This window comes from Streptomyces sp. NBC_01268 (genome assembly GCF_036240795.1).
Classification (GTDB): Bacteria; Actinomycetota; Actinomycetes; order Streptomycetales; family Streptomycetaceae; genus Streptomyces.
Map to the genome: position 1 here is coordinate 5,343,110 of NZ_CP108454.1, position 14,036 is coordinate 5,357,145.

Genomic DNA, 14,036 nt, shown 5'->3' on the forward strand with positions numbered 1-14,036 from the left:
GAGCAAGGAGCATCGTGCACAAGCAGCACACGGGCGGGGGGATCCTCCTTCTCAGCCATGTCGGGTTCTCCTTCGTGGAGGACCTCGCCGAGGCCCTCGGCGCAAGGGGCCTGAAGACCTTCGTCCTCAGTTCGCGGCCCGAGCGGGCCCACCCCGGCCGCCTCGACGACCTGCGGCGGCTCGCCGACCACGTGACCGCCACCGCCGGACACGTCCTGACCCACCGGGACGTGGAGTCGTGCCTCGAAGACCTCCGCCGGCAGGGCGAGTCCGTCCTCGCCTGCGTCACGGTCTGGGAGGGCTACCGCCATCTGATGGCCTTCGCCAACGAGACGCTCGGGGTGAGCGACCTCGGCGAGAAGCAGGTCCTCGGACTGCGCGACAAACTGACCCTGCGCAACCGGCTGTTCGACGCGGGCCTCACCCGTGTCCGGGCCGCCGAGCTCACCCCCGCCTCGCTCGCCGCCCACCAGGCAGGCGAGGGGCGCCACTTCGTCAAGCCGGTCAGCGGCATCGCCTCGTACGGGGCCTTCCCGCTCACCGACCGCACCACCTGGGCGGACATCGAGCGGATCACCGCCGAGTCGCGCGACGACACCGTCTACGCCTCGGCCTTCGGCGACGACGGCCTGACCTTCCTCGTCGAGGACTACCTGCCCGGGCGGGAGTTCAGCTTCGAGGTGGTCGTGACCGACGGCACGGCCCACGTGGTCGCCCTGCACGAGAAGTGCGAGGTGACCGAGACGGCCGGCACCGTCCTGGAGAACGCCTGCACCAGCCCGCCGGTGAGCGTCACCGCCGCCGAGCGCGCCGAGGGCATCGCCTGGGTGCGCCGGCTGCTCGCGGAGCTCGACCTGGGCTGGGGCTGCTTCCACGTCGAGGCCCGGCACGACGCCGCCCGTCCCGACGGGGCCCGCTGGGACCTCATCGAGGTCAACCCGCGGGTCGGCGGCAGCCTGATCTCCCACAGCACCCGGGAGCTCACCGGCGGCGCGAGCCTCCTGGACCTGTGGATCGACTCGCTCCTGCCCGATCCCGACGGCGGGTTCCGGGCGCGGCTCGCCGCGCTCTCCTACACCGCCGACGGCGAGACGCCGACACAGAACGCCACCTTCTTCCGGGTCTTCTTCGCGGAGAAGGGGCGTATCGCCTCGGTCCGGGTCAGCGAGGAGCTGCCGCTCGCACCCGTGGTCACGCACCTCCTGCTCAAGGCGGGCGACACGGTCGACGCCACCGCCCGCGAGGTCTTCCTCGGCCAGCTGCTGTGGCGGTACCCGCGCGGCGAGGCCGGACGGCGCTTCCCCGAACTGACGCGCGCGTCCGCGCACGCCATCGACATCCAGTACGAGAGCCAGGAAAGAGGGGGTCCGCGGTGAGCCGAACGACCGGCCGGTTCCTGATCATCGACTACAACCTGTCCCGCGTGGACGACGTGCGCCACATGAGCGCGTACGCCCGCGAGCGGCACGGCACCGACGTCACCCTGATCCGGGCCGACCCGAGCGCCGTCGACGCCGAGATCTGCGACGAGGTGATCGACCTCGACCCGCTGAGCCCCGACTTCGTCGAGGAGGCGGAGCGGCTCCTCGGGCCCCGGCGGGCGGAGTTCCGGGCCGGCGTCGTCTTCTCCGACAACGCGGTCCAGAGCGGAGCGGTCCTCCTGGAGCGCCTCGGCCTGCGGATCGACTCGGCGGAGCTCGCCGGCGGCGCGTTCTGCAAGCACGAGTACCGGCTGAGCGAGGCGGCCCACCACAAGCTGCTCGCCGCCCAGCGGCTGCTCGTGCCCGACTTCGTCACGGTCGACTCCCGGGAGGGCCTCGCGGACTTCGCCCGCAGCCACCCCGACGGCTTCGTGGTGAAGCCGACCAAGGAGGGCAACAACCGGGGTGTGGTCGTGGTCCGGCCCGGCGACTCCCTGGACGCCGCGTTCGCCGAGGTGGGCCCGTACCTGGAGGGCGGGGTCATCTGTGAGGAGCTGCTGCCCTACCGGCGGGAGTACTCCTTCGACGGACTCGGCCAGGTCTCCTTCGTCACCGAGAAGGTCAGCGCGACCGGACGGTACCCCGTCGAGGTCGCGCAGATCCTGCCCGCCCGGCTGAACCACGCCGAGCGGTCCGCCGTCGAGCGGGCCGGCCGCCAGGTCAACTGGCTGGTCGGGCAGGTCGACGGGCCCTTCCACAACGAGATCCGGCTCAGCGACGACGCCAGCGGCACGGCGGTCGTCGAGCCCAACCGGCGCCCGGCGGGCATGAAGATCTGGTCGCTCGCGCGCTGGGTCTACGGCATCGACTTCTACCACCGCTGGGTCGACGCGGCCTTCGGGCTCACGGCGGGATCCGCCCTGCCCGAGCCGCTGTGCTCGGCGGCCACGGTGATGCTGGGCGTGCGGACCGACCGGTCCTTCGCCCCGGCGGACGTCAGCCCCGGCGCGACCCCCTTCGAGGACGCGGTCGCGGCGACCGCGGCCGCCCACGGCCTGCTCCCGCACGAGCTCGCCGTGAAGGAGTTCGCGTGGCTGTCCCCGGCCCGGCGCGACCTGCACGCCACCGCCCGGGACAACGCGGACTTCGCCGCCCAGGGCTGCGTGGTCCTGACCGCCCCCGGCGCCGACATGAGCGAGGTCGTGAGCACCCTGCGCGCCACCTGGTCCGACGTGCTCGACGCGAGCACCGGCCGGGGAACCAGGTCCGAGGCGCTCCGGGCGGCGCCGGCCGCCGCTCCCGCGGCACCCCTCGACCCGACCACCATGATGGAGGCAGCCCGATGAGGATCCTGGTCCTGCACCGCGTGCCGTACCCGAAGATCGCCTACCACCGGGGCATCGACCACGACCTGCACGACGTCACCTACTTCGGGCGCCGCGCGGCGCTCGACACCCTGCCGGAGGACCTGCGCTGCGAGCGGGTCGAGCGGCCCGGCACGCGCGCGCCGTACGACGAGGCGCGGGAGTGGCTCGACGCCGACCCGCGCGGCTTCGACCGGGTGATCTCGATGTCGGAGTACGAGCTGCTCGACGCCGCCCGGCTGCGCGCCGACCTCGGGATCGAGGGCGCCTCGGTCGAGCAGGTCGAACTCGCCCGCGACAAGGTCCTGATGAAGCGGGCGGTCGACGCGGCCGGGCTGCGGGTGCCGCGCTTCCTGCCCGTCGAGGAGTTCCTCGCCGCCGGCGGGGCGTCGCCGTGGACGGGGAAGACGGTGCTCAAGCCGCACCGCGGCGCCTCCAGCGTCGACGTGGTCGTCTTCGACAGCGCGGCCGAGGCCCACGCGGCCCTCGCCGGGCGGCGCAGCGGCGTCCCGTCGATCGACGAGGACGGCCGCGGCCTGCCGGAGCACGAGGTCGAGGAGTTCGTCGAGGGCCCGATCCTGCACTTCGACGGCCTGGTCGAGCGCGGCACGGTGCTGACCGTGGGGGCCAGCGAGTACGTGGGCACCTGCCTCCAGTACGCGCAGGGCACCCCGATGGGCTCCTTCCAGTTCGCGCTCACGGACGCGCTGCGCGACTGGGTCTCCGCCGCGCTCGCCGCCGTACGCATCGAGGACGGCAGCTTCCACCTGGAGGCCATCCTCGACGGGACCGACCCGGTCTTCCTGGAGGTCGGCAACCGGGTCGGCGGCGCCGACGTCGTCGACACCTTCGAGCTGGCCACCGGCGTCCACCTGCCCTCCTTCGAACTGCGCGTCCTGATCGGGGAGTCCGTCGCGGGCACGCTGCCCGAGGCGCCCGCCGAGCGCTCCTGGTACGGCTGGTTCGTGCACCCCGGGCACCACCTCGGCGCGGGCGTCTTCGAGCGCTTCGACGGGGCCGAGTCCTTCCGGTCCGCCCCGCAGACCGTCACCTGGCACGAGCTGCCGGCCGGGGCCGCGCTGCCCGACCACATCACGTACGGCGCGCACGAGACCGCGCTCGCCGGGATCGTCGGCACGAACTCCCCCGAGGAGACCAGGAGCTGGCTGACGCGCCTGTTCGCGTCGCTGATCCTGCGGAGCTCCGCGGCACCGCGCGTGCCCGACCCGGTCGCGTAGAGCCCCGCCGGAACGCGCGACCACACCCGAGACCGAGAGAGAAGAAGGAAGATGGCCGAACTCAGGTTCCACTGGGGCTCTTCGCTGGACAGTGGCCAGAAGAAGTCGACGCAGAAGTACCGGTCCGACCTGCTCGACCTGGACGGCGCGATCGAGTTCGCGCAGGACGCGGACTCCCTCGGCGTCGAGTCGCTGCTCATGGCGCAGAGCTACACCCTGCCGGACCCGCTGCCGATCATCGGCGCGCTGGCCCGGGAGACCGAGCGGGTCAAGTACATCCTGGCGTACCGGCCCGGACTGCTCTCGCCGACGCTCTTCACCCAGATCGTCAACACCGTGTCGTGGATCTCCGACCGCCGGATCGCGCTCAACATCGTCGCCGGCACCTCCCCGGTCGAGCAGGGCTACTACGGCGACTTCCTCGCCCACGACGAGCGCTACGCCCGGGAGGGCGAGTTCCTCGACGTCCTGCACCGGCTGTGGGGCGACGGGAAGCCGGTCACCTTCACCGGCGACCACTACGAGGTCGTCGACGCGCAGCTCGGCCTCGGCCACAAGGGCGGCGGCCGCCCCGAGATCTACATCAGCGGCAACTCGGCCGTCGCCCAGCAGACCGCGATCCGCTACGGCGACTGCTGGTTCCGCTACGGGGACACCCCCGAGGAGATCGCCAAGGCGGCCGCCCCGCTGGTCGCGGCGGGCACCGACGTGGGCCTTCGCCTCCAGGTGCTCGCCCGCGAGACCCGCGAGGAGGCGCTCACCGAGCTCGCCGAGATCATGAGCGAGACCGACGAGAACCACCGCGCGTACGTGAAGGCCTTCGTCGAGGCCGGCGACTCCGAGGCGGTCAAGAACTCGATGCGCCTGGCCGAGGAGGCCGGACACGGCTGGATGTCCCCGGTCCTCTACTCCGGAGCCGTCGCCTACCGGGGCGGCCCGGCGCTGTGCCTGGTCGGCAGCTACGAGGAGGTCGCCGCCTACCTGATGGAGTACAAGGCGGCGGGCGTCGGCCAGTTCATCTTCTCCGGCTGGCCGGCCCGCGACGAGATGCGCATCTTCTTCCGGAACGTGCTGCCCGTCGTCCGCGCCTACGAGAAGGAGCACGACGGCTCCCTTGCGGGCGCCCGATGACCGGCGAAAAGACGCGCCGGGGCCTGTTCGGCTCCGGCGTCCTGATCGGCCTCATGGCCGAGCAGGTGGTGATGTTCAGCGTCCCGCTGCTCATCTTCCAGCACACCCGCCAGGTCTCCTCGCTCGGCGTCGCCTACGCCGTCGAGTGGCTGCCCTGCCTCCTCGCGTACCCCTTCGCGGGGCTCGTCGCGGACCGGGACGGCGGCCCCCGGCTCTTCTCGCGGGCCAACACCGCCCGCGCGGCGGTCGTCGCCTGCGCCGTGCTGCTGATCGCGCTGCGGCCGGAGTGGACGGTGCCGGTCCTGATGGCCACCGGCGCCCTGCTCTCCACCCTGGTCGCGCCGATCCGGATGTCCATCGAGAAGGTCGTCCCGCAGCTCGCGCAGGGCTCCGACCTGGCCAGGACCCAGTCCCTGGTGCAGAACATGGAGCTGCTGGCCATGGCCCTCGGGCCGGGCCTCGCGATGGTCGCGGTGATGTTCCTCGGCAAGATCTGGCTGCTCGGCCTCGCCGGGGCGCTGTTCGCGACCGCCGCGAGCTGCTGGCTGGTCCTGCCGCGCACGGCCGCGGCGGCACCGGCCCAGGCCCGGGGCGCCGGGGCGGTCGTGGCCGAACTGGGCCTCGGCTGGCGGCTCCTGGTCGGCAACCGGCCGGTCATCCTGCTGGCCGGCCTGAACTTCGCGATCAACCTGGTCTTCTCGACCGTCCTCGCCGCCAACGCGGCGGTGGTCACCGGCGTCCTGAAGGCCCCCGAGTCGCAGTACGCGATGCTCAACATGTTCGTCGGCATCGTCGGCCTGCTCAACCTGCTGCTGACCCCGCTGCTGCTGCGGAAGTTCGACGTGAACTTCCTCGGCTCGCTCGGCTACACCGTCCTGACCGGCTGCCTGCTGCTGCTCGGCACGGCCTCGTCCTTCTGGATGTACGCGGCGGCCTTCGTGGTCGCGATGTCCGGGGTCGCGTACTTCAACATCTTCAACCGCACCCAGCGGGTGAAGGCCATCCCCCGCGAGCACCTGGGCAAGGTGATGGGCCCCTTCTTCCTGGTCGGCCTGCTCTCCTACCCGATGGGCGGCCTGCTCATCAGCACCGTCGGCGCGAGCATCGGCCCGCAGCGCCTCGTCGCCGCCCTGGCCGTCCTGCTCGGCCTGTACGGAGCGGTCTTCATGCCGCTCACCATCCGCAGTTTCCGCGCGAAGGAGGTGTCCCGTGTCGGCACTGGAACTGAGCCCGCCCTGTCCGGTGGACAGTGACACGTTCCGCGAGGCGATGGCGCACCTCGCCGCCCCGCTGACCGTCGTCACCACCCGCGACGCCACCGGCCGCCGCTGGGGCTTCACCGCCAGCGCGGTGACCTCGGTCTCGATGGATCCGCCGCTCGTCCTCGTCGGCCTCGGCAACGACTCCAGCTGCCGCGAGGCGCTGAGCTCCTCGCCCGAGTTCGTCATCAACGTGCTGGGCGAGCACCACACCGAGATCGCCGGCCGCTTCGCCCGCCGCGGCGTGGACCGTTTCGCCGAGGGCGGCTTCACCACCTGGCCGGACAGCGGACTGCCCTACCTCACCGACGCCACCGCCGTGTTCCGCTGCACGGCCGTCGACCGGATACCGATGGGCGACCACCAGCTCCTCATCGGCGAGCTCACCGGTCTGCGCACCCACGGGGAGGCCAAGCCGCTCCTGTGGTACCGGCGGGGCTTCCGCGCCGCAGGCCCGACACCCGCAGGAGGAGGAGCCCCCCGATGACGACGAGCACCGCGACGACGATCCCCGGGGTCGTGGACGGCACCGTCACGCCCACCGTGGACGCCGAGGGCAACATCTCCCTCCACATCGAGGTACGGAACGGTCCCGGCCGCTCCGAGGGCGGCGACTACATCGAGGTCGTCCTCACCGGCGGCGACGCCCGGGCGCTCCTGGCCGCCTCCGCGGCGGCCCCGGCCCCCCGGTCCCAGGCCTTCCCCTGCTCGGTGGGCGTGCGCCTCCAGTCCGGCCCCTCCCTCTCTTCCTCCCTCTAGGAGTCCTCATGTCCGTGATCAACCCGGAAGCCCCCGCCACCCGCCGCGCTCCCGCGGAGCCCCGGACGCCGGCCGCCGTGGAGCCCCGGCAGAGCATGGCCGTGCTGCCCGGATTCCTCCAGTACCCGCTGACGGTCTTCACCGGCCGCGCCCTGCCGCAGCAGCGCTCGCTCGGCTGGACGCCCACCTTCCACCTGGTGACCGCGACGGGCTCGCTGCTCGCCGGACTCGCGGTCAGCATCATGGCGTACGCGCTCGGCGGCCTCGGCCTGCTGTTGCTGCTGCCCGGCTGGGCGATGACCCTGCACGGGATGCGCAACCTCCGGATGATGGTCTACCACCAGTGCTCGCACCGGAACATGTACCGGAGCCGAAAGCCGGACAAGGCCATCGGCCACGCGATATCGAGCCTGCTCGTCATCCAGAACTTCGCCCGCTACAGCCGCGAGCACGTCGCCGACCACCACGCCACCGGCCACATGACGCTCCAGGACCCCACGGTCCAGGCCTTCCTGGTCAGCCTGAACATGCACCCGGGCATGACCCGCCGCCAGATGTGGCGCCGGCTCCTCCTGAAGCTGGTCTCGCCGCGCTTCCACTTCGCGTTCGGCGTCTCCCGCGTGCTGTCCTTCTCCAAGGACTCGGCCCGCAGCGAGAAGGTCACCGCCCTCGCGCTGTACGGCACCGCCGTCGCCGCGACCGTCCTGACCGGCACCTGGCAGGCCCTGCTCGTCGTCTGGTTCGTGCCGCTCGTCCCGCTCTTCCAGATCAGCAACACCCTGCGCCTGTGCGTGAAGCACACCTTCCCGGTCGCGGGCCTGGAGGACCGGCGCAGCCGCGCGTACTTCACCTCGCTCACCAACGCGATCTTCATCGGCGACCGCGCCCCCTCGCCCGAGCTGCCGGCCGCCCGGCGCGCCCTCGCCTGGAGCCGCTGGACCCTGCGGATGCTGTTCGTGCACGCCCCGTCCCGCTACCTGGTGCTGACCGGTGACACGGTCGTCCACGACTACCACCACCGCCACCCGCGCAGCGCCGACTGGTCCAACTACATCTTCGCCCGCCAGCAGGACGCCGAGGAGGCCGTCGCCGCCGGAGACCCCAACCGCCCGCCGTACCACGAGGTGTGGGGCCTGGTGCCCGCGATCAGCTTCGTCTTCGACTCGCTGGCCGTCGCCGACGCCGAGGAGTTCGACGTGAAGCGCCTGAAGTCCGTCAGCAAGCGCGAGCTGTTCGCCGCCTTCGACGACTGACCGGCCCGCGCGCCGCGCACCGCCCGCCACCCACCTCCCCCCTCCGGATTCAGGAACCCATCGATGCGAACCACCTCCCACCAGGAACCAGCGGCTCGTACGGTCATCCTCGGCGTCGCCGCCAGTGACAGCCACGCCGTGGCCAACCACCTCATCGCCTACTCGCTGCGCGGGCTCGGCTACGACGTCGTCAACCTCGGCACCTGCACCCCGGTCGACGAGTTCGCCGAGGCGTGCGCCCAGCACCCCGAGGCCGAGGCCGTCGTCATCGGCAGCCTCAACGGGCACGTCCACGAGGACCTGCGCGGCCTCGACCGGGCCAAGCAGTCCGGCCGGATCGCCTGCCCGGTGATAGTCGGCGGCAACCTGTCGGTCGGCAGCCACAAGGACGGCTCCTCGCACGAGCGCCTGTACGCGGCCGGGGTCGACCACATCCTGTCCGACCCCTCCGAACTGCCGGGCCTGCTCGACGCGCTGCGCGCCGACCGCGAGCGCACCGCCGTGACCTCCGGGCGGGCGGCGTCATGAGCCTGACCTCCCTCCCGGCCCGGGGCACGGCCCCGCACCCCGACCTGGCGGCGGCGCCGCTGCCGACGCCGGCCGAGTCCGCCGCGTACATCCGCTCGCTCGGCAAGCCCACCGCGGCCGAGGTCCTCGACCGCTGCCGCGCCCAGGGCCGGGTGGCCATCCAGCCCCGCTGCGGCGTCGGCGGGCACGAGGAGATGAAGGCGCTCCTCGCGACCCTGGAGGCCGAGGCCAAGCCCGACATCCTCACCCTGACCATCGACTCGCACACCCGGCTGCTGCGCTTCGAGGAGGCCCTGCGCACCCTCAACCTGCGTCCCGCCGACCTCAACGGCTACCCGATGGTGGCGCACGGCTGGCAGCGCGGCCGCGAGCTCAACGAGCTGGTCGCGGCGCCGCTGGAGATCCGGCACGGCTCGCCGGACGCCCGTACCCTCTTCGACGTGTCCGTGGCCTCCGGCATCACCTCCTTCGAGGGCGGCGGCATCTCGTACAACCTGCCCTACTCGAAGGCGGTGCCGCTCGCCGAGTCGCTCGGCGCCTGGCAGGACGTCGACCGGCGCTGCGGCGAGCTCGCCGAGCACGGCGTGGTCGTCGACCGGGAGCTGTTCGGCACGCTGACCGCCGTGCTCGTGCCGCCGTCGATCAGCCTCGCCGTCAGCGTCCTGGAGGCGGTGCTCGCCGCCCGGGCCGGGGTGCGCTGCATCTCCGTGGCCTACCCGCAGGGCGGCCACCTCGCCCAGGACGTCGCGGCCCTGCGCGCCATCGCCGTGCTCGCCGAGCGCTACCTGCCGGCCGACGTCACGGTCCACGCGGTGCTCCACGAGTTCATGGGCGTCTTCCCGCGCGACCGGGGCAACGCCGAGGACCTGATCTTCTACGGCGCCCTGGTCGCCCGGCTCGGCGGCGCCTCCAAGCTGATCACCAAGACCCACCAGGAGGCGTACGGGATCCCCGACACCGCCGCCAACGTGGAGGGTCTGCGGCTCGCCGACCGCGCCAACTCGCCCCTGCTGGACTTCATCAGGGTCGACGAGGACCAGGTCGCCCGGGAACTGGACTGGATCCTCGCGGAGGTCGCCGACCTCGTCGAGCCGCTCCTCGCCCAGCCCGACCTGATCGGGGCGATCGTCGAGGCCTTCGCGGAGGGCCGGCTCGACATCCCGTTCAGCGCCAGCCGGTACGCCCGCTCCGACCTCATCCCGCGGCGCGACCGCTCGGGCGCCATCCGCTACCTGTCCACCGGTGCCCTGCCCTTTTCGGCCGCCCACCTGGCCCGCAACACCGAGCTCCTGCACGCGGTGGACGGCCCGGACCCCGCCCTGGACGCGCTGATGCGCGGACTGACGGGCGACATCAACCACTTCCGCCACGTGTTCCAGGAGGAGGAGCGGCCCGCCGCCGCCTCCACCGCCCCCGTCCCCGCCCCCGACCCCGCCGCCGTGCCCACCGAACCGAGGAACTGATCCCGATGCGAGCCGTCCATGTCACCGAGGCCGGTGCCCCCTCCGCCCTCACCCTCGCCGAGCTGCCCGAACCGGCCGCCCTCCCGGGCCAGGTCGTCGTCCGCAACGCCGCCATCGGCCTCAACTTCATCGACGTCTACTACCGCAACGGCACCTACCCCGCCCCGTACCCGCTCGTCCCCGGCCAGGAGGCGGCCGGCATCGTGACCGCCGTCGGCGAGGGCGTCGACGAGGTCACCCCGGGCGACCGGGTCGCCTACGCGACCCAGCTCGGCGCGTACGCCGAGTTCACGGCCGTCCCGGCGGCCAAGCTGGTCTCCGTACCCGAGACCGTCACCCTGGACGACGCGGCGGCCGTGCTGCTCCAGGGCCTGGCCGCGCACTACCTCAGCCACACCAGCCACCCGGTGGCGCCCGGCGAGACCGTCGTCGTCCTCGCCGCCGCCGGCGGCCTCGGACAGCTGCTCGTGCAGCTGGCCGCCCACCGGGGCGCCACCGTCGTCGCCGTCGCCTCCACCGAGGAGAAGCGCGCGACCGCCCTCGCCGCCGGCGCCCACCACGCCGTCCCCTACGAGGGCTTCGCGGAGGCCGTCCGCGAACTCACCGGCGGCGAGGGCGCGCACGCGGTGTACGACTCGGTCGGCGCGGCCACCTTCGAGACCAGCGTCAAGGCGCTGCGCCGCCGCGGCACCCTCGTCGTCTGCGGGCTCTCCAGCGGCCCCGTCCCGCCCTTCGACGTGGAGCTGCTGCGCACCTCCGGCTCGCTCTACCTCACCCGCCCGACCCTCGCCGACCACGTGCCGGACGCCGCCTCGCTGCGGGCGGCGGCGGCCGAGCTCTTCCGCTACGTCGCCCAGGGCGTCGTCCGCCCCGAGGTGGGCGCGCGGCTCCCGCTGGCCGACGCGGCGAAGGCGCACGAGCTGCTCGAAGGCCGCGGCACCACCGGCAAGGTGCTGCTGACGCCATGAGTGTCGACATCGGAACGAGCGCGCCGACCGGCGTGAGCACGAGCACCGGCCCGGCCGTCGCCCCCCAGGGCAAGGCGGCCGGCGGCCGGGGCCTCGGCGTGGTCCCGGCACCGGTCCTCATGCTCATCGGCATGGTCAGCACCCAGCTGGGCGCGGCCTTCGCCAAGCAGCTGTTCGGCACGGTGGGGCCGGCGACGGTCACCCTGATGCGGCTCGGCTTCTCGGCCCTCGTCCTGCTGCTGTGGTGGCGGCCCTCCGTGCGCCTGGACCGGCGCACGGCGGGCGCGGTGGCGGCGCTGGGCGTGGCCATCGCGGGCATGAACATCTGCTTCTACCTGGCCATGGCCCGGATGCCGGTCGGCGTGGCGCTGACCGTCGGCATGGCGGGCCCCCTCGCGGTCGCGGGCTTCGCCTCGCGCCGCGCCGCGGACCGCCTCTGGATCGTGCTCGCCGCGCTCGGCATCGCGCTGCTCGGCTGGCAGGGCGGCGCGGCGGGCCTCACCGGCCTGCTCATCGCGCTGGCCTGCGCCGTCTTCTGGGGCTCGTACGTGCCGCTGTCGGCCAGGGTCGGGGCGGTGCTGCCGGGCGGCGGCGGGCTCGCGCTGGCCATGGCCTTCGGCACCCTCTGCTCGCTGCCGGCCGGACTCGCCGAGGGCGCGGCCTCGCTGGCCCGGCCCGAGGTGCTGGCGTTCGGCTTCGGTGTCGCGATGCTGTCCTCGCTCGTCCCGTACACCTGCGAGATGGAGACGCTGCGCCGCGTGTCCGCCACGGTCTTCGGGGTGCTCCTCAGCCTGGAACCGGCGATCGGCGCCCTGGTCGCCCTGGCCGTGCTGAGCGAGACGCTCTCGCCGGCCCAGGTGGCGGGCCTGGTCGCGGTGGTCGTCGCCTCGATCGGCGTCATCCGCGGTTCCCGCAAGGCGGCGGGCCCTGAGCGGGACCTGCGGGAGGCGTCCCTCCAGGCCTCGCTCCAGGCCGCCCCGGCGGCTCCTCCGACGAGCTCCTCGCGGGCCGCCCCGCACGTCTCTGAGCACTCCCCTCCGCACCTGTCTCCCGCTCCTCCCACCCTCACCGAAGGAACCGACAAGTCATGATCACCACCGGCAGCAACGCAGCTCTCGCGGGCCGTCCCGAGGGGCTGGAGCAGCTCAGGGGCCTCCTGGACACGGTGCTCGGCGCCCTCGGTGACGCCGCTCTCAAGCGGGGCGGCCCGGTCGCGGCCGGCGGCCCCGAGGCGGCGGTGGCCGCGGTGGGCGAGGTGCTGGGCGGCGGGCGGTTCCTCGCCGAGGAGCCCAGCGCCGAGCGGGTGACGGAGCTGTTCGAGGCGTACGCCCGCTGGTCCGTGGACCTCACGCACCCGTCGGCCGTGGCCCGCATGCAGTGCGCCCCGACGGCCGCGTCCGCCGCCGCCGAGCTGCTCGCCGCCTCGCTCAACCAGTCGCTGCACGCCTGGGAGAGCGGCCCCTTCGCGCTCGAACTGGAGCGGCGGCTGATCGCGGAGATGGCCTCCTGGGTCGGCTTCGGCCCCGAGGCCGGCGGCACCCTGACGCCCGGCGGCTCCATCTCCAACCTGATGGGCCTGCTGTTCAGCCGGGACCGCGCGCTGAAGGAGGGCGGCGAGGTGTCGGCGAACGGGCTCGCGGGCCGCGCGGTCCGCCCGCGCATCCTGTGCTCCGCCGCCGCGCACTTCTCGGTCGCCCGGGCCGCCGGCTTCCTCGGCCTCGGCCGGTCCGCCGTGGTGAAGGTGCCGGTGGACGACCGGGGCCGGATGCTCGCCGACGAGGCCCGCCGGATCGTCGAGGGCTTCGCGCCCGACGAGGTGCCCGTCGCCCTCGTCGCCACGGCCGGCACCACCGACCACGGCTCCTTCGACCCGCTGCCCGAACTGGCCGACCTCGCGGCCGAGTTCGGCATCTGGCTGCACGTCGACGCCGCGTACGGCATCGGCGCGCTGTTCTCGCCGAAGCTGGCCCCGCTCCTGGACGGCCTCGGCCGGGCCGACTCGGTCGCCTTCGACCTGCACAAGTTCGGCTGGGTCCCGGCCTCGTCGAGCGTGGTCGTGGTGCGCGACCGGCGGCACATGGAGTGCCTGGACGAGCAGGCCGTCTACCTCAACCCGTCCGACGACGAGGCCCTCGGCTTCACCGCCCTGCTCGGCACCTCGCTCCAGACCACCCGCCGCTCCGACGCCCTCAAGATGGCCGCCACCCTGCTCACCGTCGGGCGCGAGGGCATGGGCGCCTGGGTGGACGCCTGCCACGAGCAGGCGCGCCACGCCGCGCGCCGGGTCGCCGCCACCGAGGGCCTGGAGCTCGTCGCGGACCCGCTGCTCAGCACGGTCATCTTCCGCTGCGCGCCCGTCGACGGGATCCCGGTGGACGACGAGAGCGCCTGGAACGCGGCGGTGCGGCGCCGGCTGATGACGGACGGCCGCGCCCTGCTCGCCCGTACGAAGATCGCCGGCCCCGACGGCACCCCGCGGGTGCACCTGAAGCTGGTCTTCCTCAACCCGACGACGACCGAGGACGACATCGACGCCCTGGTGGCGGACGTCGCGGCCGCGGCCCGCGGGCTCGCCCGGGAGGCGGTAGCGGAGCGTTAGCGGTACGCAAGCGGGACGGCAGGGCCGGAAGGGAAGGTAGGTGGTGTCGGCAC

13 protein-coding genes are annotated in these 14,036 nt (G+C 73.3%); all 13 read left to right on the forward strand.

Features of this window, described 5'->3' with window-relative positions; all coding sequences use genetic code 11:
* Positions 1 to 14 precede the first annotated feature (14 nt).
* The 13 genes from OG309_RS24195 to OG309_RS24255 all read left to right on the forward strand — a co-directional run bounded on the left by OG309_RS24195 (position 15) and on the right by OG309_RS24255 (position 13,983).
* A complete protein-coding gene (locus tag OG309_RS24195) occupies positions 15 to 1,376 on the forward strand; it encodes an ATP-grasp domain-containing protein (protein ID WP_329423645.1) in 1,362 nt (453 codons plus the stop codon).
* A complete protein-coding gene (locus OG309_RS24200; protein WP_329423647.1) occupies positions 1,373 to 2,767 on the forward strand; it encodes a biotin carboxylase in 1,395 nt (464 codons plus the stop codon). Before OG309_RS24195 ends, OG309_RS24200 begins: the two co-directional genes overlap by 4 nt.
* A complete protein-coding gene (locus OG309_RS24205; RefSeq protein WP_329423650.1) occupies positions 2,764 to 4,023 on the forward strand; it encodes an ATP-grasp domain-containing protein in 1,260 nt (419 codons plus the stop codon). The genes OG309_RS24200 and OG309_RS24205 overlap by 4 nt, the downstream gene beginning before the upstream one ends.
* A gap of 51 nt (positions 4,024 to 4,074) precedes the next feature.
* The gene (locus OG309_RS24210) at positions 4,075 to 5,154 is read left to right on the forward strand and encodes an LLM class flavin-dependent oxidoreductase (protein ID WP_329423652.1); all 1,080 of its coding nucleotides are present in this window, start codon (positions 4,075 to 4,077) and stop codon (positions 5,152 to 5,154) included.
* Entirely contained in the window at positions 5,151 to 6,407 is a 1,257-nt protein-coding gene (locus OG309_RS24215) for an MFS transporter (protein WP_329423654.1), read from the forward strand. Before OG309_RS24210 ends, OG309_RS24215 begins: the two co-directional genes overlap by 4 nt.
* On the forward strand, positions 6,364 to 6,900 hold the full coding sequence (locus OG309_RS24220) for a flavin reductase family protein (RefSeq protein WP_329423655.1): 537 nt from the start codon (positions 6,364 to 6,366) through the stop codon (positions 6,898 to 6,900). Before OG309_RS24215 ends, OG309_RS24220 begins: the two co-directional genes overlap by 44 nt.
* The gene (locus OG309_RS24225; RefSeq protein WP_329423657.1) at positions 6,897 to 7,172 is read left to right on the forward strand and encodes a hypothetical protein; all 276 of its coding nucleotides are present in this window, start codon (positions 6,897 to 6,899) and stop codon (positions 7,170 to 7,172) included. Before OG309_RS24220 ends, OG309_RS24225 begins: the two co-directional genes overlap by 4 nt.
* 8 nt (positions 7,173 to 7,180) lie before the next feature.
* Entirely contained in the window at positions 7,181 to 8,425 is a 1,245-nt protein-coding gene (locus OG309_RS24230; RefSeq protein WP_329423659.1) for a fatty acid desaturase, read from the forward strand.
* Between the two features lie 63 nt (positions 8,426 to 8,488).
* Positions 8,489 to 8,953: a cobalamin-dependent protein gene (locus tag OG309_RS24235; RefSeq protein ID WP_329423661.1), complete on the forward strand. Its 465-nt coding sequence runs from the start codon at positions 8,489 to 8,491 to the stop codon at positions 8,951 to 8,953.
* The gene (locus OG309_RS24240; protein ID WP_329423663.1) at positions 8,950 to 10,416 is read left to right on the forward strand and encodes a methylaspartate mutase; all 1,467 of its coding nucleotides are present in this window, start codon (positions 8,950 to 8,952) and stop codon (positions 10,414 to 10,416) included. The genes OG309_RS24235 and OG309_RS24240 overlap by 4 nt, the downstream gene beginning before the upstream one ends.
* Before the next feature lie 5 nt (positions 10,417 to 10,421).
* A complete protein-coding gene (locus tag OG309_RS24245; RefSeq protein ID WP_329423666.1) occupies positions 10,422 to 11,384 on the forward strand; it encodes a quinone oxidoreductase family protein in 963 nt (320 codons plus the stop codon).
* A complete protein-coding gene (locus tag OG309_RS24250; protein WP_329423668.1) occupies positions 11,381 to 12,475 on the forward strand; it encodes an EamA family transporter in 1,095 nt (364 codons plus the stop codon). The genes OG309_RS24245 and OG309_RS24250 overlap by 4 nt, the downstream gene beginning before the upstream one ends.
* On the forward strand, positions 12,472 to 13,983 hold the full coding sequence (locus tag OG309_RS24255) for a pyridoxal phosphate-dependent decarboxylase family protein (RefSeq protein WP_329423670.1): 1,512 nt from the start codon (positions 12,472 to 12,474) through the stop codon (positions 13,981 to 13,983). Before OG309_RS24250 ends, OG309_RS24255 begins: the two co-directional genes overlap by 4 nt.
* The last annotated feature ends 53 nt before the right edge of the window (positions 13,984 to 14,036 follow it).

Bases quoted from the DNA above. Each gene is read 5' to 3' on its own strand.
- OG309_RS24240 (WP_329423663.1), top strand. From the start codon at position 8,950: ATGAGCCTGACCTCCCTCCCGGCCCGGGGCACGGCCCCGCACCCCGAC.
- OG309_RS24210 (WP_329423652.1), top strand. From the start codon at position 4,075: ATGGCCGAACTCAGGTTCCACTGGGGCTCTTCGCTGGACAGTGGCCAG.
- OG309_RS24215 (WP_329423654.1), top strand. From the start codon at position 5,151: ATGACCGGCGAAAAGACGCGCCGGGGCCTGTTCGGCTCCGGCGTCCTG.
- OG309_RS24205 (WP_329423650.1), top strand. From the start codon at position 2,764: ATGAGGATCCTGGTCCTGCACCGCGTGCCGTACCCGAAGATCGCCTAC.
- OG309_RS24255 (WP_329423670.1), top strand. From the start codon at position 12,472: ATGATCACCACCGGCAGCAACGCAGCTCTCGCGGGCCGTCCCGAGGGG.
- OG309_RS24250 (WP_329423668.1), top strand. From the start codon at position 11,381: ATGAGTGTCGACATCGGAACGAGCGCGCCGACCGGCGTGAGCACGAGC.
- OG309_RS24225 (WP_329423657.1), top strand. From the start codon at position 6,897: ATGACGACGAGCACCGCGACGACGATCCCCGGGGTCGTGGACGGCACC.
- OG309_RS24230 (WP_329423659.1), top strand. From the start codon at position 7,181: ATGTCCGTGATCAACCCGGAAGCCCCCGCCACCCGCCGCGCTCCCGCG.
- OG309_RS24235 (WP_329423661.1), top strand. From the start codon at position 8,489: ATGCGAACCACCTCCCACCAGGAACCAGCGGCTCGTACGGTCATCCTC.
- OG309_RS24245 (WP_329423666.1), top strand. From the start codon at position 10,422: ATGCGAGCCGTCCATGTCACCGAGGCCGGTGCCCCCTCCGCCCTCACC.